19 protein-coding genes are annotated in these 14,680 nt (G+C 65.8%); 14 read left to right on the top strand and 5 right to left on the bottom strand.

Going from position 1 to position 14,680, the window contains the following annotated elements:
• Nucleotide 1 precedes the first annotated feature (1 nt).
• Entirely contained in the window at nucleotides 2–1,126 is a 1,125-nt protein-coding gene (locus ACZK2R_RS10265) for a GNAT family N-acetyltransferase (protein ID WP_180838534.1), read from the top strand.
• A gap of 123 nt (nucleotides 1,127–1,249) precedes the next feature.
• Here the strand turns inward: ACZK2R_RS10265 and ACZK2R_RS10260 are convergent, their stop codons facing one another.
• Nucleotides 1,250–2,518 carry a hypothetical protein gene (locus ACZK2R_RS10260; protein ID WP_180838535.1) on the bottom strand — a complete coding sequence of 423 codons (1,269 nt, stop codon included), beginning with the start codon at nucleotides 2,516–2,518 and terminating at the stop codon, nucleotides 1,250–1,252.
• Between the two features lie 72 nt (nucleotides 2,519–2,590).
• Here ACZK2R_RS10260 and aat point away from each other — a divergent pair, with 72 nt between their 5' ends.
• From aat to ACZK2R_RS10240, 4 genes are all read left to right on the top strand, one after another.
• A complete protein-coding gene (gene aat / locus ACZK2R_RS10255; RefSeq protein ID WP_125895704.1) occupies nucleotides 2,591–3,331 on the top strand; it encodes a leucyl/phenylalanyl-tRNA--protein transferase in 741 nt (246 codons plus the stop codon).
• A gap of 86 nt (nucleotides 3,332–3,417) precedes the next feature.
• Nucleotides 3,418–3,636 carry a translation initiation factor IF-1 gene (infA, locus tag ACZK2R_RS10250; RefSeq protein ID WP_005409596.1) on the top strand — a complete coding sequence of 73 codons (219 nt, stop codon included), beginning with the start codon at nucleotides 3,418–3,420 and terminating at the stop codon, nucleotides 3,634–3,636.
• A gap of 171 nt (nucleotides 3,637–3,807) precedes the next feature.
• Entirely contained in the window at nucleotides 3,808–4,080 is a 273-nt protein-coding gene (locus ACZK2R_RS10245; protein ID WP_125895705.1) for a hypothetical protein, read from the top strand.
• A gap of 129 nt (nucleotides 4,081–4,209) precedes the next feature.
• Entirely contained in the window at nucleotides 4,210–4,587 is a 378-nt protein-coding gene (locus tag ACZK2R_RS10240) for a hypothetical protein (RefSeq protein ID WP_180838536.1), read from the top strand.
• Between the two features lie 48 nt (nucleotides 4,588–4,635).
• Here ACZK2R_RS10240 and ACZK2R_RS10235 read toward each other — a convergent pair whose 3' ends face one another.
• The 3 genes from ACZK2R_RS10235 to clpA all read right to left on the bottom strand — a co-directional run bounded on the left by ACZK2R_RS10235 (nucleotide 4,636) and on the right by clpA (nucleotide 7,679).
• The gene (locus ACZK2R_RS10235) at nucleotides 4,636–4,923 is read right to left on the bottom strand and encodes a HigA family addiction module antitoxin (protein ID WP_032127356.1); all 288 of its coding nucleotides are present in this window, start codon (nucleotides 4,921–4,923) and stop codon (nucleotides 4,636–4,638) included.
• Between the two features lie 8 nt (nucleotides 4,924–4,931).
• A complete protein-coding gene (locus tag ACZK2R_RS10230; RefSeq protein ID WP_180838537.1) occupies nucleotides 4,932–5,210 on the bottom strand; it encodes a type II toxin-antitoxin system RelE/ParE family toxin in 279 nt (92 codons plus the stop codon).
• A gap of 183 nt (nucleotides 5,211–5,393) precedes the next feature.
• Nucleotides 5,394–7,679, bottom strand: a complete 2,286-nt coding sequence (clpA, locus tag ACZK2R_RS10225; protein WP_125895707.1) for an ATP-dependent Clp protease ATP-binding subunit ClpA — start codon at nucleotides 7,677–7,679, stop codon at nucleotides 5,394–5,396.
• A gap of 138 nt (nucleotides 7,680–7,817) precedes the next feature.
• On the opposite strand from clpA, the gene ACZK2R_RS10220 reads away from it, so the two are divergent.
• Nucleotides 7,818–8,630, top strand: a complete 813-nt coding sequence (locus ACZK2R_RS10220; RefSeq protein ID WP_180838538.1) for an APH(6) family putative aminoglycoside O-phosphotransferase — start codon at nucleotides 7,818–7,820, stop codon at nucleotides 8,628–8,630.
• Nucleotides 8,631–8,768: 138 nt separating this feature from the next.
• Here ACZK2R_RS10220 and clpS read toward each other — a convergent pair whose 3' ends face one another.
• Nucleotides 8,769–9,095: an ATP-dependent Clp protease adapter ClpS gene (gene clpS / locus ACZK2R_RS10215; RefSeq protein ID WP_006444529.1), complete on the bottom strand. Its 327-nt coding sequence runs from the start codon at nucleotides 9,093–9,095 to the stop codon at nucleotides 8,769–8,771.
• Nucleotides 9,096–9,207: 112 nt separating this feature from the next.
• Here clpS and ACZK2R_RS10210 point away from each other — a divergent pair, with 112 nt between their 5' ends.
• The 8 genes from ACZK2R_RS10210 to ACZK2R_RS10175 all read left to right on the top strand — a co-directional run bounded on the left by ACZK2R_RS10210 (nucleotide 9,208) and on the right by ACZK2R_RS10175 (nucleotide 14,591).
• Nucleotides 9,208–9,681: a hypothetical protein gene (locus ACZK2R_RS10210; protein WP_032127360.1), complete on the top strand. Its 474-nt coding sequence runs from the start codon at nucleotides 9,208–9,210 to the stop codon at nucleotides 9,679–9,681.
• 1 nt (nucleotide 9,682) lies between these two features.
• The gene (locus ACZK2R_RS10205) at nucleotides 9,683–10,144 is read left to right on the top strand and encodes an NUDIX hydrolase (protein ID WP_180838539.1); all 462 of its coding nucleotides are present in this window, start codon (nucleotides 9,683–9,685) and stop codon (nucleotides 10,142–10,144) included.
• Nucleotides 10,141–11,283 carry a tRNA 2-thiouridine(34) synthase MnmA gene (gene mnmA / locus ACZK2R_RS10200; RefSeq protein ID WP_107431878.1) on the top strand — a complete coding sequence of 381 codons (1,143 nt, stop codon included), beginning with the start codon at nucleotides 10,141–10,143 and terminating at the stop codon, nucleotides 11,281–11,283. Before ACZK2R_RS10205 ends, mnmA begins: the two co-directional genes overlap by 4 nt.
• Nucleotides 11,280–11,894 carry a high frequency lysogenization protein HflD gene (gene hflD, locus ACZK2R_RS10195; RefSeq protein WP_125895710.1) on the top strand — a complete coding sequence of 205 codons (615 nt, stop codon included), beginning with the start codon at nucleotides 11,280–11,282 and terminating at the stop codon, nucleotides 11,892–11,894. Before mnmA ends, hflD begins: the two co-directional genes overlap by 4 nt.
• Before the next feature lie 165 nt (nucleotides 11,895–12,059).
• Complete coding sequence (locus tag ACZK2R_RS10190; protein ID WP_032127364.1) at nucleotides 12,060–13,250, top strand: methyl-accepting chemotaxis protein; 1,191 nt, start codon at nucleotides 12,060–12,062, stop codon at nucleotides 13,248–13,250.
• A 98-nt stretch (nucleotides 13,251–13,348) separates the two neighbouring features.
• Entirely contained in the window at nucleotides 13,349–13,564 is a 216-nt protein-coding gene (locus tag ACZK2R_RS10185) for a hypothetical protein (RefSeq protein ID WP_125895711.1), read from the top strand.
• Nucleotides 13,565–13,661: 97 nt separating this feature from the next.
• Nucleotides 13,662–14,009, top strand: a complete 348-nt coding sequence (locus tag ACZK2R_RS10180) for a hypothetical protein (protein ID WP_125895712.1) — start codon at nucleotides 13,662–13,664, stop codon at nucleotides 14,007–14,009.
• Between the two features lie 117 nt (nucleotides 14,010–14,126).
• On the top strand, nucleotides 14,127–14,591 hold the full coding sequence (locus ACZK2R_RS10175) for a hypothetical protein (RefSeq protein ID WP_125895713.1): 465 nt from the start codon (nucleotides 14,127–14,129) through the stop codon (nucleotides 14,589–14,591).
• Nucleotides 14,592–14,680: the final 89 nt, after the last annotated feature.

Raw genomic sequence — 14,680 nt, 5'->3', positions numbered from 1 at the left:
CATGCCCTCCCCCCGCTTCCTCGACTCCCTGCAGTCCGTTTCCGCCACCGACTGGGATGCCCTGCACGAAGGCCGCAACCCCTTCGTCAGTCATGCCTTCCTTTCCGGGCTTGAACAGCACGGCTGCCTGCGCGAGGACTGGGGCTGGCAGCCCCGGCACTTCACGCTATGGGAAGGTGACACCTTGGTCGGCGCCATTCCGGGCTACCTGAAGACCAACTCCCACGGCGAATTCGTGTTCGACCATGCCTGGGCCAACGCGTATGCCCGTCATGGCCGCGACTACTATCCGAAGTGGCTGGGCGCGGTGCCGTACTCGCCGGTCACTGGCCCAAGATTGCTGGCCCGTCACGATTCAGAGCGCGCCGCATTGCTGTCGGCATTGCGCGACGCATTGCCGCCACTGGGGGTGTCGTCGGCCCACATCAACTTCCATACCGCCGGCGACGAGGCGCTGTTCGGCGATGACTGGCTGCTGCGCGAGGACGTGCAGTTCCAGTGGCAGAACCCGGGCGACTGGGCCACGTTCGACCAGTTCCTCGGTGCGATGAACCACAAGCATCGCAAGAACATCCGCCAGGAACGGGCCAAGGTCGTTCGCCAGGGCATCACCTTCCGCGTGGTGCACGGCGATGAAGCGAGCCGCGCCGATCTGCAGGCGATGTACCGCTTCTACCTGCAGACGTTCCTCGAGTACGGCAATGCCCCGGCGCTGACCGAGACCTTCCTGCGTCACCTGGCCATTTCTTTGGGTCGGGGGCTGGTGCTGTTCCTGGCCGAACAGGACGGCGAGCCGATTGCCGGCGCGCTATGCCTGCGCGGTGGAGACACGCTGTACGGCCGTTACTGGGGCGGCGCCACGCTGCCCGGCCTGCACTTCGAGGCCTGCTACTACCAGGGCATCGAGTATTGCCTGCGCGAAGGGCTGACCCGCTTCGAGCCGGGCGCACAGGGCGAGCACAAGCTGGCACGCGGTTTCCTGCCGACGCTGGTGCGCAGCCGGCACTGGGTGGCCGATCCGGATTTCGCAGACGCACTGCAGGACTGGTGCCGGCAGGAGCGACAGAGTGTGCGGCGCTACCAGCAGGAGCTGCAGGGGCATGGGCCGTTCCGCGTAGAGCCGTAGAATCGAGCTTGCTCGACTGGCGCGGTGCCGAAAAGCGTGCCAACCAAGGTTGGCACCTACCAGGGCAATGAGGCGTGCCAACCAAGGTTGGTACCTACCAGGACAATGGCGAGGGCGCTGTGCTCAGGTGCACTGCCAGAAGTGCCCGCTCACCCGGCACTTTGCACACCAGAACGTATAGAGCATGCCGCCGCTGCCCCACAGCAGCGTGCCGTCACCCGTGGTCGGCAGTGTCGAATCCAGCTGCATCACGAACGGCATCTCTTCGCCGCAATCGATGCACGCCGGGTACCAGGCACTCTGCACCCAGCTCGGCGCGCCGCCCACGCGCGACAGGTTCTGCCGATGATTGGACTGGCCCCAGTCCTGTTGTTGCCAGCGCGCACTGTCCATGGCGACCAGACCCACCTCGGCCTGCATCAGGTCGCCACTGTCGGTGGGTGTGTTCGGTACCTCACGGTGCTGGCTGGGGTGGCAGCTGGGCAGGCCGGCCGCATCGTGGCGATAGAAACGCACGGGCGGGTCTTCCCAGCCGCAGCAGTCCAGACACAGGCCGAGCGTGATCTCGCCCGGCGCGCCCGGCTGCAGCGCGGCGGCATCGGTCTGCAGCAGGCGCTGAAGCGGCGCATGGCAGCTGCCACACAGCGCTTCCAGTGGTCCTCCCATGTCCCCGGCGTGATGCACCTGCCCACCATTCCAGGTCGGGTGCAGCCGCCAGATGCGCTTGCGCCAGCTCGGCTCGTCCGCCTGCTGCGCGCGATGCTGTTCGCGGCCGAATCGGAAGTGCAATGGCCGTTCGCCATGCAGGCGACGCGGCTGCGGACCTTCGGCGACACCGGCCCAGTGCGCCCAGACCTCGCCATCCAACCGCCCCCAGTCGACCAGGTAGCCGCGAGCAATGGCGTAGGTCTCGGGCTGGGCGGCGAGCAGCAGCGCCCTGGCCCGCGCCATTTCGCGATCGTCATCGGCTTCGGCCAGGATCTGCGCCCAATGCGCGGCCGTCGCGCTGGGCAGGCCCTGCCAGACCTGCGTGGCCAACTGCACCTCATCCTCACTGGCGACCGCCAGCAATGCCTCCCAATCGTCCTGCAGCACCTGCGGCGCCTGATAGCTGGCGAACTCCATCACGCTCGTCAACGCGTCACCGCGCTCGCCCGCGCGATAGCGGCGCCACGCGTCGGCCGCGACCGCGGGCACCGCGTCATCCGGCAGCAGATCCAGTGCCATGTCGAGGAAGGCTGAGCCCGGCGAAGGCCGCGCCAGCGCCTGCAGCATCAACTCTCCCAGCCGACGCGGCTGTTCAGTGGCCAGTGACAGCAGCATGCCTTGGCTGTCGTTGCGCGTGCGCGGGGCGTCATGCAGGTCGAGGATGGCGCTGATCGAGTCACTCATTCGGAGGCTCCTTGCCGGTGAACAGTGATGGTGCCAGACATCACGAATCACCACGACGAATACAATGGCCCCATGACCCGCCAGCTGCCCTGGCGCCTGGCCGATGCGCCGGACGCCCCCTTCCCTCCGGCCGAGACCGCACTGCGCCAGCCCGATGGCCTGCTGGCGGTGGGCGGCGACCTGCATCCGGTGCGTCTGCTCAATGCCTACGCCGGCGGTATCTTTCCGTGGTTCAGCGAGGGTGAGCCAATCCTGTGGTGGTCGCCGGACCCGCGCATGGTGTTCCGCACCGACGGCGTGCATCTGTCCAGCCGCTTCCGCCGCCAGCTGCGCAGCAGCACGTGGGAGATCACCGCCGACACCGCCTTCAGCCAGGTGATGCGCGCCTGCGCCGCCGCACCACGCCCTGGCCAGGACGGTACGTGGATCAGCCCGGCGATGGTCGAGGCCTACAGCCAACTGCACGACCTTGGCTTCGCCCATTCCTTCGAAGTCTGGGATCGGCAGACACTGGTCGGCGGCATCTACGGCGTCGCGATCGGCGCCATGTTCTTCGGCGAGAGCATGTTCAGTGGCGCCAGTGGCGGCTCCAAGATCGCCCTGGCCGCGTTGGCAGCCACCCTGCGTGGCTGGGGCTGGGAACTGATCGATGCCCAGGTGGAGAATCCGCACCTGCTGCGGATGGGCGCCGAGCACCTGCCGCGCGCGGACTTCCTGGAGCACGTCCGTCAGGCCGTACACCATGACGGCCGTGAAGGCCCCTGGACCCAGGCGGTAGGACGCTTGCCAGCACAGCGTTTGGCCGGGGGTTAACACAAACTTTGCAAGCCGGGCCCATCACGCGTAAAATACCGCGCCTTAGGCCCAGCGTGGCCGTTTTCTGAACCGCACAGGACTACATGTCGAAAGACGATTCCATCGAGTTCGAGGGCACCGTCAGCGAGACGCTGCCGAACACCACTTTCCGCGTTCGTCTGGAAAATGGGCACGAAATCATCGCCCACATCTCCGGCCGCATGCGCAAGAACTACATCCGCATCCTCACCGGTGACCGGGTCAAAGTTGAAATGACCCCGTACGACCTGACCAAGGGTCGTATCACCTACCGCATGAAGTAAGCGGTCGGCGCATTGCGCCACTCCGACAGGGCCGGCCTCGCTGCTGGCCCTTTGTCGTGCGCGGAAGAAAGCGACCGGCACCGGGACCGATCGATTTTCGTCCCTGTCCGAAATACCGCATCGCGCCGCGACTCTAGACTCAATGCGTTCTTCACAGAAGGCGTTGCGCGCATGACCCACCTGATCGTCCTGGACCCCCAGTCCGTCACCAGCCGCTGCTACGCCAGCAAGGGCCCGGACGGCACCTGGTTCGGCCAGCCCTGCCTGGTCTGCACCAGCATGGACGCCTCGCACCCGCTGTACCTGGCCGTGCAGCGCGAGATTCCGCATATGGGCAGCACCCTCAAGCAGCGCCTGCACATTCCGCACGAGGCGGTCGCCTTTGTCATCGAAGACGGCGGCGACCAGGGGCGCCAGCAGGGATTCCGTTCGATCGCGGCCTGAGGCGCCAAAGGTCATCGTGACCGATCTCACCGTGGCGTCGGTCAGCCCTGCTTGCGGCAGATTCGCATTTGCAGCGGCGGCGGCATCTTGGGATCCGATCCAGTCCGGATCGCTGCCCCCTGCCCCGCCATGAACCTGTCTTCCCTGCTCATCCCCCTGGCTTTGTCTGCCGTCACCCTGCTGGCGTCGTCCGCCCATGCCGCCGACACCGCGCCGGCACAGTGCGTATCACTGACCGGCGAACAGCAGATCGTTCGCGCCGGCGCCGACAAGAACATCCTGCTTCGCTCCGGCGAAGACCGCTATGTTGTGCATTTCCGCAACAGCTGCCCTTCTGCCGTACTGGCCACCCGCCTCGGCTTCAAGACCGACGGCAAAGAAGCTGACGAGCTGTGCAGCGAGGGCCGAAGCGCACTGGACACAGGTCGCGGCAGCTGCGAGGTTGCACGCATCGAACCGATCGATGCCGAGCGATTCAAGCGTGAGGCGCGCCGCCGCAGCCGCTGACCCCAGACAGGACAAGGGCGGCCGAAGCCGCCCTTGTCGCGATATACGTCAACGCGTCGCGGCAACCAGCGACAACACTCTCGGTTGCGCGCGCTGCCGTGCCAACCAGAGATCGTAGCTGGATTGCAGCCCCATCCAGAAAACCGCAGTACTTACCCCCGCCATCTCAAGGCGGATGGCCAGGTCAGGACTGATGCCCGCCTTGCCGTTCAGAACCCGCGAAAGGGCTACCCGCGACATTGCCAGGCGCTCGGCCGCTTCGGTCACAGACAGATCCATTGGATCAAAGACCATTGCCTTGATCGCCTGCCCGGGATGCGGATGGTGATGAATCATGCGCGGCCTCAGTGATAGTCCAGGTAATCCAGCAGCTCCACGTCGCTGCCGGCGAAACGGAAGGTAATCCGCCAGTTTCCATTGACCCATACAGACCAATCCCCTTTCAGGCCGCCCCGGAGCTTATGCAGACGCAATCCAGGCATGGCCAGATCCTCAGGACCCGAAGCAACATCCAGGATCGACAGGATCAACAACACCTTGCTGGCGTGACTGTGGCGGATTCCACTGCTACTGCCGGAACGGTAGAGCCGCTCGAGGCCCCTGTGGCGAAAACCGATGATCATCACTGTATCCTGTATCGTTTCGCGATACAAACAGGGCAACACCCTATCGCGACCAGAAGACAGCATTGGCACCTCCGTTCCGTTCAAGCAAGGCCGCGGACGACAGTCCCACTGGAAACAACAAGGGCGGCCGAAGCCGCCCTTGTCATTTCCAGGCTTTCACGCCAAGCCTATGGCATCAGCTCATTCCACCGTGACCGGCAGCAGCCGCTCCGGCTCGGCCTGGGTCTCGACCACCAGCTCGTCGTCGCGAACATCGATACTGACCTTGCCACCGTCGACCAGCTTGCCGAACAACAGCTCGTCGGCCAGCGGACGCTTGATCTTGTCCTGGATCACGCGGGCCATCGGGCGGGCACCCATCAGCGGGTCGAAACCATGGTGGGCCAGCCAGTCGCGCGCGGTCGGGGTGGCCGACAGGCTGACGTGCTTGTCCTGCAGCAGCATCTCCAGCTCGATCAGGAACTTGTCGACCACGCGCAGGATGTGCTCGAAGCCCAGCGCCTGGAACTGCACCACCGCGTCGAGGCGGTTGCGGAATTCCGGGGTGAAGCTGCGGCGGATGGTCTCCATCGCGTCGGTGGCATGGTCCTGCTTGGTGAAGCCGATCGAACGCCGCGAGGCCTGCGCCGCACCGGCATTGGTGGTCATCACCAGCACGACGTTCTTGAAGTTGGCCTCGCGACCGTTGGTATCGGTCAGCACGCCGCGGTCCATCACCTGCAACAGGATGTTGAAGATGTCCGGGTGCGCCTTCTCGATCTCATCCAGCAGCAGCACGCAGTGCGGCGTCTTGACGATCTTCTCGGTCAACAGGCCGCCCTGGTCAAAGCCGACGTAGCCCGGAGGCGCACCGATCAGGCGACTGATCGAATGCGGCTCCATGTACTCGGACATGTCGAAGCGGACCAGCTCGATGCCCAGCTGCAGCGCCAGCTGCTTGGTCACCTCGGTCTTGCCGACACCCGTGGGACCGGCGAACAGGAAGTTGCCGATCGGCTTTTCCGGGTTGCCCAGGCCCGAACGGGCCAGCTTGATCGCCGAGGACAGCGTCTCGATGGCCGGGTCCTGGCCGAAGATCACCATCTTCAGGTTGCGCTCCAGGTGCTGCAGCACATCCTTGTCGGTGGCGCTGACCTGCTTGGTCGGGATACGCGCCATCTTGGCGACGATCGCCTCCACTTCCTCGACGTCGATCAGTTCCTTGCGCTGGCCTTCCGGCAGCAGGCGCTGGCGGGCGCCCGCCTCGTCGATCACGTCGATGGCCTTGTCCGGCAGCAGGCGGTCGCCGATGTGCTTCACCGACAGGTCCACCGCCGCCTGCAGAGCCTCGTCGGAATAGGTCACACCGTGGTGCAGCTCGTACTTGGACTTCAGGCCCTGCAGGATCTCGTAGGTCTCGCCGACGGTCGGCTCGACGATGTCGATCTTCTGGAAGCGGCGGGCCAGCGCCCGGTCCTTCTCGAAGATGCCACGGTACTCCTGGAAGGTGGTCGAGCCGATGCAGCGCAGCTCTCCGGACGCCAGCGCCGGCTTGATCAGGTTGGAGGCATCCATGGTGCCGCCCGACGCCGAGCCAGCACCGATGATGGTGTGGATCTCGTCGATGAACAGCACCGCATTGGGCACCTTCTTCAGCGCGGTCAGCACGCTCTTCAGGCGCTTCTCGAAGTCGCCGCGGTACTTGGTGCCGGCCACCAGCGCGCCCAGGTCGAGCGAATAGATCACCGCATCGGCCAGAACGTCGGGCACCGAGCCCTCGACGATGCGGCGGGCCAGGCCCTCGGCGATGGCGGTCTTGCCTACGCCCGCCTCACCCACGTACAGCGGGTTGTTCTTGCGGCGGCGGCACAGGACCTGGATGGTGCGCTCGATCTCGTCGGCACGGCCGACCAGCGGGTCGATGCGACCGGCCCGGGCCTGTTCGTTGAGGTTGCTGGCGAACTCGGTCAGGGCATCACCCTTCGGCTCGCCCTCCCCGCCTTCGATGCGGCCTTCGCCCTCGGAGGAGGACGACGGCTGCTCGCCTTCCTCGCCCAGCTTGGCGATGCCGTGGGACAGGTAATTGACCACATCCAGCCGGGTGACATCCTGCTGGTTGAGGTAGTAGACGGCGTGCGAGTCCTTCTCGCCGAAGATGGCGACCAGCACATTGGCGCCGGTGACCTCCTTCTTGCCCGAGGACTGCACGTGGTAAACGGCCCGCTGCAACACGCGCTGGAAGCCCAGGGTCGGCTGGGTATCGCGGCCGTCATCTTCGGCCAGGCGGGACACGGAGGCCTCGATGGCCTGCTCCAGCTCCTGGCGCAGGCGTTCGGCGTCGGCGCCACAGGCCTTCAGTACGGCTTGGGCGGACGGGTTGTCGAGCAGTGCCAACAGCAGGTGTTCGACCGTCATGAACTCATGCCGGGCCTCACGGGCGCGCTTGTAGCACTGGCCGATGGTGTGTTCGAGGTCTTTGCTGAACATGGATTACTCCGGCGGCAGATGGGGACAATATGCGGCCTGACTACGCGATTTCCATCACCCTAGCGGATTGCTGCGTTCAGATGGCGTTATCAGTGCGAATCGATTGATCTTCATTCACTCCAGGACAGCCCACCCAGCATGAGCGAACCCTACCTGAGCCGCTGGCGATTGCGGCGTGATGGCGCAGCCATCGAAACGCCCCATGCCCGGCTCTGGCCGGTGCTGACCGCCGCCGGCGAGCCGGCCATGCTGAAGATCAGCAGCGAAACCGAAGAGCAGAACAGCCATCGCCTGCTGCGTTGGTGGAACGGTGACGGCGCCGCCCGCCTGCTGGCCCACGAGGGGCCGGCGATCCTGATCGAACGTGCCGGCGGCGACTCGCTGCGGCAGCGCTCGATCGAGGGCGACGATGACACCTGCACCACGATCCTGTGCCAGGTCCTGCAACGGCTGCACCGGCCACGGAGCGCACCGCCAGCGGAACTGGTCTGCCTGCGAACATGGTTCGCCGACCTGCTGCAGCCAAGGGCTGCGCTGCCGCCACTGCTGGAACAGTGCAGATCACTGGCGGAGGGACTGCTGCAGCAGGAACAGGAGATCCGGCCGCTGCACGGCGACCTGCACCACGACAACGTGCTCGATTTCGGCGCGCGCGGCTGGTTGGCGATCGACCCGAAGCGGCTGCTGGGCGACCGCGCGTTCGATTACACGACGATGTTCAGTAATCCGGACCTGTGCGGCCCCGGCATCCATGTGGCCACCCGACCCGAGCGGTTTGCCACCCGGCTGGAACAGGTCGGCGCGCTGGCGGGCCTGGAACGCACGCGCCTGCTGCGTTGGATCGCAGCCAGCGCGGGGCTGTCAGCGGTGTGGTTCCGGGATGATGGCGACCCCGCCGAAGTCGACGAGGCGGTGGCGCGGATGGCACTGGAGGCGTTGGCGGAGGGCTGATCCCGCGCTCTGGTAGATGCCCACCTTGGTGGGCACGCCCCATCCATTATCGATACAGGCCCCTGCCTTGGTAGGTGCCCACCTTGGTGGGCACACCGGGTCCGGAGTCGATGTGCCCGGATGAAAACCGGCAGCCGGTCAGGCCTTTTCCATCGTGCACAGCAGCGGGTGCTGGTTCATCCGCGAGTACTCGTTGACCTGGGCGACCTTGGTCTCGGCCACTTCGCGGGTGAACACCCCGCACACGCCGCGGCCACGGGTATGGACGTGCAGCATCACCTGCGTGGCCTTGTCCAGGTCCATGCTGAAGAACTGCTGCAGCACGTCCACCACGAAATCCATCGGGGTGTAGTCGTCGTTGAGCAGCATCACCTGGTAGAACGGTGGCGGCGCCACTTCCGGGCGCGCGGGCTCCACGGCAACGCCGTGCTCGTGATGGGAATCGGGGGAAGACTCATGGGGCATCTGCCCATTATAGAGGCACGGGCCAGCCTGCGTCGGCCTGCCGCAGATTGGACGGCACGCACGCCCACCGTCACAATTGCATCCTCTCTCAACACTGTTTCACAGGATCTTCATGAAAAGGACCCTTCTCCCCGCCCTGCTGATCGCCCTGGCCGCCGCCGGCTCCGCCGCCGCCGAGACCCAGGCCGACAAGGCCGTGGCCCGCCACCTGGACAAGCTGGGCTATACCTACGAGGTCGACGAGGACGGCGACTACCGCATGGTGTTCGACGTCGAGGGTGATCGCACCCAGATGGTCTACGTGCGCTCGTCGGTGGAAGATTTCGGCACCCACAACATCCGCGAGATCTGGTCGCCGGCCTACAACGCCAAGACCAAGCAGTTCCCGGTGGCCGTAGCCAACCGCCTGCTGGAAGATTCGCAGGACGCCAAGATGGGCGGCTGGGTGAAGCAGGACACCACCGCCATGTTCGTGGTCAAGATCGACGCCGATGCCACGGCCGACCAGCTCAGCGACGCCATCGATGCGGCCATCCGCACCGCCGACGCCATGGAGCTGGAACTGACCAAGAAGGACGAGTTCTGAGTTGAACACCACGCCGGACCCGCGCTGGGCACCGCACGCCACTGTCGCCACCGTAGTGGTCGACGGCGGCCGCGTGCTGCTGGTCGAGGAGACCATCGACGGCCGCCAGGTGCTGAACCAGCCGGCCGGCCACCTCGAGCCGGGCGAAAGCCTGGCCGAGGCAGCCCTGCGCGAGACCCGCGAGGAAACCGGCTGGACGGTGCAGCTGACCCACTTCATCGGCTGCTACCAGTGGACGGCCGGCGACGGCACCACCTTCCTGCGCTTCTGCTATGCGGCGCGTCCGGTCTCGCACGACCCGGCGCAGCCGCTGGACACCGGCATCGATCGCGCGCTGTGGCTGACCCCGGCCGAGCTGCAGGCCGCCACGGAGCTCCTGCGCAGCCCGCTGGTCTGGCAGGTGGTGGCTGATTTCCTGGGTGGCCAGCGCCATCCGCTTTCGCTGGTCCGGGAGGTCGCATGAGCACTCCGCGCGTGATGGTGGGCGTCTCCGGTGGCGTCGACTCCTCGGTCGCCGCCTGGCGGCTGGTGCAGCAGGGCGAGGCCGTAGCCGGTCTGTTCATGCAGAACTGGGCCGACGACGGCAGCGGCGACTGCCGCGCCGAGGACGACCGCCGCGATGCAGTGGCCGTCTGCGGCCTGCTCGGTATCCCGTTCCACTTCCGTGATTTCTCCAGCGAGTACTGGCAGGGCGTGTTCGAGCACTTCCTGGCCGAGTACGCGGCCGGCCGCACCCCGAACCCGGACGTGCTGTGCAACCGCGAAGTGAAGTTCAAGCACTTCCTGGATGCCGCCCGCGAGCTGGGCGCCGAGCGCATCGCCACCGGCCACTACGCGCGCGTGGCCCAGCGCGGCCACCAGTGGCTGCTGCTGCGTGGTGCCGACCGCTCCAAGGACCAGAGCTACTTCCTGCACCAGCTGGGCCAGGCGCAGCTGGCGGCCACCCTGTTCCCGATCGGCGACCTGGAAAAGACCGACCTGCGCCGGATCGCGCGTGACGTCAGCCTGCCGACCCACGCCAAGAAGGACTCCACCGGCATCTGCTTCATCGGTGAGCGCGACTTCCGCGAGTTCCTCGGCCGCTACCTGCCGGCCAAGCCCGGGCAGATCCTGGACCCGGCCGACGGCAGTGTGATCGCCGAGCACCCAGGCGTCTTCTATTTCACCCTGGGCCAGCGCGAGGGCCTGAACATCGGCGGCGTGCGTGGCCGCCCGGCCGCGCCGTGGTACGTGGTCGGCAAGGATGTGGCCAGCAACGTGCTGTACGTGGACCAGGACCGCGACAGCAAGTGGATGCTGTCCGACCGCCTGCGCTCGGAAACCGCGCACTGGATTGCCGGCGCGCCGCCGGCACGGCGCTTCGAATGCACCGCGCAGACCCGCTACCGCCAGCCCGACGAGCCGTGTACGGTCGAGGTGCTGGACGATGGCAGCGTGCTGGTCACCTTTGCGCGCCCGCAGCGCGCCGTTACTCCCGGTCAATCACTGGTGCTGTATGACGGTGATGTGTGCCTGGGTGGCGCGGTGATCGCCGCCACCGATGCGCCGCTGGAACAGCGCCTGCGCACCACCCCTTCCCCTTTTGAGGTAATCGCTGCATGAGTTTCACTGTCGACGACCGCGTCCTGGCTTTGGCCGGCATTGCCCAGGCCCTGCAGCAGGTACGCCGCATCGCCGATACCGGCCATTCCGACGCCGCCGCCGTGCGCACCGCCGTGGACAGCGTGTTCCGCGTCGACGCGTCTTCGCCGCAGGAGGTGTTCGGTGACCGCCATGCATTGAAGGCTGGGCTGCGCCTGCTGCACAACTACTTCCGCAGCCAGGGCCAGGACCCGATCCTGCCCAAGCTGGCCCTGTCGGTGCTGCAGCTGGAGCGCCGCTTCGTGCAGGACGGCGCCACCGTGAACAAGGTCGCCTCCGGCATCGAACGCGCCCAGCGCCAAGCCGTCGAGCTGGGCGACAGTGGCCACCCGGACGTGCTGGCCAACCTGGGTGGCCTGTACGCCGACACCATCAGCCACCTGAAGCCGCGGGTGATGGTGCAGGGCAACCCGCATTACCTGGGCCAGGCCGGTGTGGTCGCCGAGATCCGCGCCCTGCTGCTGGCCGCGGTGCGCTCGGCGGTGCTGTGGCGGCAGCTGGGCGGCAGCTACTGGGACTTCCTGTTCAGCCGCAAGGCGATGATCGAGGCCGTGGACCGCCAGCTGGTCTGAGCCGCATGGGGTCGGATCCTTTTCCGGCAAGGAAAGGGCTCTGACCCCGAACGTCCCGGCAGCGTCGGAAAACCGGCGCATTCAGAATGCACTTCGAGGCATTTCGACGTTAAAGAGAAAGGGGGTACGGCCGATACATCCTCCGTGCACCTCCCGAGAACGTCCATGTACTCACGCATTTTCATCCGTCTGGCCGCCCCCCTGGCTCTGACCCTGCTGCTCCCCTTCGCCATCGGTTTCGAATGGCCGGCCGCCCTGCGCTGGGCGATCCTGACCACGATGACGCTGAGCTGGCTCGGCTTTGCGTGGTGGACCACCCGCGCCCAGGCGCACCGTTCCCCGGAACACGCCCGTGTCCTGCGTGAGCAGGACCAGCTGCTGACCGAACTGCGCAACTTCGTCGGCAACGAGATCGACGGTTCGCGTGGCGAAGTGGAACGCGCCCGTGACCTGATCCGCCAAGCGGTGTCCAGCCTGGGCGGCAGCTTCGACGCCATGAACCGCAAGTCGCGCCAGCAGAGCCAGGCCCTGTCGCGCATCGTCGATCGTGCCGGTGATGAAGGCAATGCCGGCCTCGACGTTGCCCGTTTCGCCCAGCACGCCAGCCATCGCATGGAGCAGCTGGTGGAAGCACTGGAACAGGTGAGCGGCCAGAGCAGCACCACCGTGCAGCACATCGACCAGATGGCGCAGCACCTGGATGGCATCTTCGCGCTGCTGGAAGACGTCAAGTCGATCGCCGACCAGACCAACCTGCTGGCGCTGAACGCCGCCATCGAAGCCGCGCGTGCCGGTGAAGCCGGTCGTGGCTTCGCGGTGGTCGCCGACGAAGTGCGCAACCTGTCCGAGCGCTCGACCACCTTCAACGAGCAGATCCGCAAGCTGGCGCACAGCTCCAAGGACGCCATCGCCAAGGTGCGCGAGACGGTCTCGCACATGGCCTCGCGTGACATGGACCGCTCCCGCGAAGCGCGCCAGGAAGCGGCGGCGATGCTCGACAACGTCGCGCAGATCAATGCGTCGCTGGGTGATGGCATGCGCGAAGTCTCCGACTGCGCCCGTTCGATCGATGGCAGCGTGGCCGAAGCCGTGCGCGCCCTGCAGTTCGAAGACATCGCCACCCAGGCGCTGGGCGGCGTGCACACCCACCTGGACCGCCTGACCGCGATCAACCGCGAGGCGGTGGCCCTGCAGGAACTGCTGCACCGCAATGGCGGCGTGTTCGACGAAGAGATCGCCACCGCCCTGCAGCGCACCGGCAGCCGCCTGCGCGAACTGCGCAGCGAATGGGAACGCCCGCCGCACAAGCCGGTTGCCCAGCAGAGCATGGGCGCCGGCACCGTCGAGCTGTTCTGATCCTGATGTCCGCTGCCGCCGCCGGCAGCCCGCAAGGCCCCGGTTCGTCCGGGGCCTTTGCCTGTAACCCGCCGTTGGATGCATCCTGTACAAGCACCATGACCCTGATCCGCGCCCTGCCCTCCCTCGCCGACACCGAGCGCCCGCGCAACGCGAGCGTGCGTGAGCAGCTGCAGCAGCTGGAAGAGGTAGCACGTGAGGAGATCCGCGAACTGCAGCAGCTGGCGGATGCGCGGCCTGGCCCGTCACGGGCGGATGAGGCGCTGCTGGGACTGGCGTGGGACCTGGGGTTGGACGGGGACGCCTTGAGGTAGACCCACGCCATGCGTGGATGGTCTTCACCACCACCCGCTCCAAACCCATGGCATGATCCGCCCATGCCATCTACGGCTGGACACGGAGTGTCGTCGCATGAGCACCACGTTCATGACCTGGCTCGGATTTGCTGTGATGGTGCTCATCGCGGTCACCTTCACCTGGCGCCCCGCCTACGCCACTTTGCGGCCACCTCGGCATAGACCTGTCGCATTCCTGTTCGGCAGCCTGCTCTTCATGCTGATAGCCTTTCTATGTGCCTGGATGGCGGCAACTGCCATCAACACCGGGCACGTCCATCTAAGCCATCACCGCGCTGGCACCATTGATGCATGGCGGGACATCGAGCCGATGACCTTTTGGCTGATCATCGTGGCGGCGTACGTGTTCGGACTGCTGATCGCCAGCTATTCCATTGCAGGCATCGCATTGATGAACCGGTAGAGCCACGCCATGCGTGGATGCATGCGATCGCCCCTCCACACTCCATCCTTTCGGACTTGTTGCATGGCCTGGGTCACAGGCGCAGGGCACACTCGTCGCTCTCCCCCTGGTGGCCGCATGGCATTCAATTTCGAAGAAGCGCGAGAAACCTTCGAACAGTTTCTGATCATCATGGACGATCAGATTGAATGGCTGATCGAACAAGCACAGCTCCGCGGCGTCGACCTTGACGGCAGCCTGGAGAGCCTTGATCGCCTGGAGACGCTGTACACGACGATGGCTGCAACGTTGTCGGAGGACGAACAGGATGGCCTGAGGATTGTGTTTGCACGATATCTGGGCGATGTAGTGTGGGAGCATCACGGCGGCAAATGGCCCCTGCCACTGGATGATCCAAAAGACATCAATTTCAACATGCCGGTTATCGTGGGGCACTCATCCTGCCCGTGGCTGGAATTCAATCCCATCCATACGATGCATTGCTATGCCCTACGCCCAAAGGCTGGAATGCTCCGAAGCATCGTCGCGCACAGTGTTGATCCACAGATTCTGGATCTCAGCGATCTGGTGGAAGACGATTGAATCCAGGAGACTGCTCGATTCACTGGACCGCCCCGCGAGGACGGTAGCTGGTTCCGGGCAACATCCACGCATGGCGTGGATCTACTGGG

This window comes from Stenotrophomonas sp. 96582_Sma (assembly GCF_056480905.1).
This window is presented reverse-complemented; position numbering and strand designations above follow the sequence as displayed.

Excerpts from the sequence above, each read along its gene's own strand:
- ACZK2R_RS10210 (WP_032127360.1), top strand. The coding sequence starts at position 9,208 with ATGAAAAGGACCCTTCTCCCCGCCCTGCTGATCGCCCTGGCCGCCGCC.
- clpA (WP_125895707.1), bottom strand. The coding sequence starts at position 7,679 with ATGTTCAGCAAAGACCTCGAACACACCATCGGCCAGTGCTACAAGCGC.
- mnmA (WP_107431878.1), top strand. The coding sequence starts at position 10,141 with ATGAGCACTCCGCGCGTGATGGTGGGCGTCTCCGGTGGCGTCGACTCC.
- ACZK2R_RS10240 (WP_180838536.1), top strand. The coding sequence starts at position 4,210 with ATGAACCTGTCTTCCCTGCTCATCCCCCTGGCTTTGTCTGCCGTCACC.
- ACZK2R_RS10260 (WP_180838535.1), bottom strand. The coding sequence starts at position 2,518 with ATGAGTGACTCGATCAGCGCCATCCTCGACCTGCATGACGCCCCGCGC.
- ACZK2R_RS10190 (WP_032127364.1), top strand. The coding sequence starts at position 12,060 with ATGTACTCACGCATTTTCATCCGTCTGGCCGCCCCCCTGGCTCTGACC.
- ACZK2R_RS10245 (WP_125895705.1), top strand. The coding sequence starts at position 3,808 with ATGACCCACCTGATCGTCCTGGACCCCCAGTCCGTCACCAGCCGCTGC.
- infA (WP_005409596.1), top strand. The coding sequence starts at position 3,418 with ATGTCGAAAGACGATTCCATCGAGTTCGAGGGCACCGTCAGCGAGACG.
- ACZK2R_RS10265 (WP_180838534.1), top strand. The coding sequence starts at position 2 with ATGCCCTCCCCCCGCTTCCTCGACTCCCTGCAGTCCGTTTCCGCCACC.
- hflD (WP_125895710.1), top strand. The coding sequence starts at position 11,280 with ATGAGTTTCACTGTCGACGACCGCGTCCTGGCTTTGGCCGGCATTGCC.
- aat (WP_125895704.1), top strand. The coding sequence starts at position 2,591 with ATGACCCGCCAGCTGCCCTGGCGCCTGGCCGATGCGCCGGACGCCCCC.
- ACZK2R_RS10185 (WP_125895711.1), top strand. The coding sequence starts at position 13,349 with ATGACCCTGATCCGCGCCCTGCCCTCCCTCGCCGACACCGAGCGCCCG.
- ACZK2R_RS10230 (WP_180838537.1), bottom strand. The coding sequence starts at position 5,210 with ATGATCATCGGTTTTCGCCACAGGGGCCTCGAGCGGCTCTACCGTTCC.
- ACZK2R_RS10175 (WP_125895713.1), top strand. The coding sequence starts at position 14,127 with ATGGCATTCAATTTCGAAGAAGCGCGAGAAACCTTCGAACAGTTTCTG.
- clpS (WP_006444529.1), bottom strand. The coding sequence starts at position 9,095 with ATGCCCCATGAGTCTTCCCCCGATTCCCATCACGAGCACGGCGTTGCC.
- ACZK2R_RS10180 (WP_125895712.1), top strand. The coding sequence starts at position 13,662 with ATGAGCACCACGTTCATGACCTGGCTCGGATTTGCTGTGATGGTGCTC.
- ACZK2R_RS10220 (WP_180838538.1), top strand. The coding sequence starts at position 7,818 with ATGAGCGAACCCTACCTGAGCCGCTGGCGATTGCGGCGTGATGGCGCA.
- ACZK2R_RS10235 (WP_032127356.1), bottom strand. The coding sequence starts at position 4,923 with ATGATTCATCACCATCCGCATCCCGGGCAGGCGATCAAGGCAATGGTC.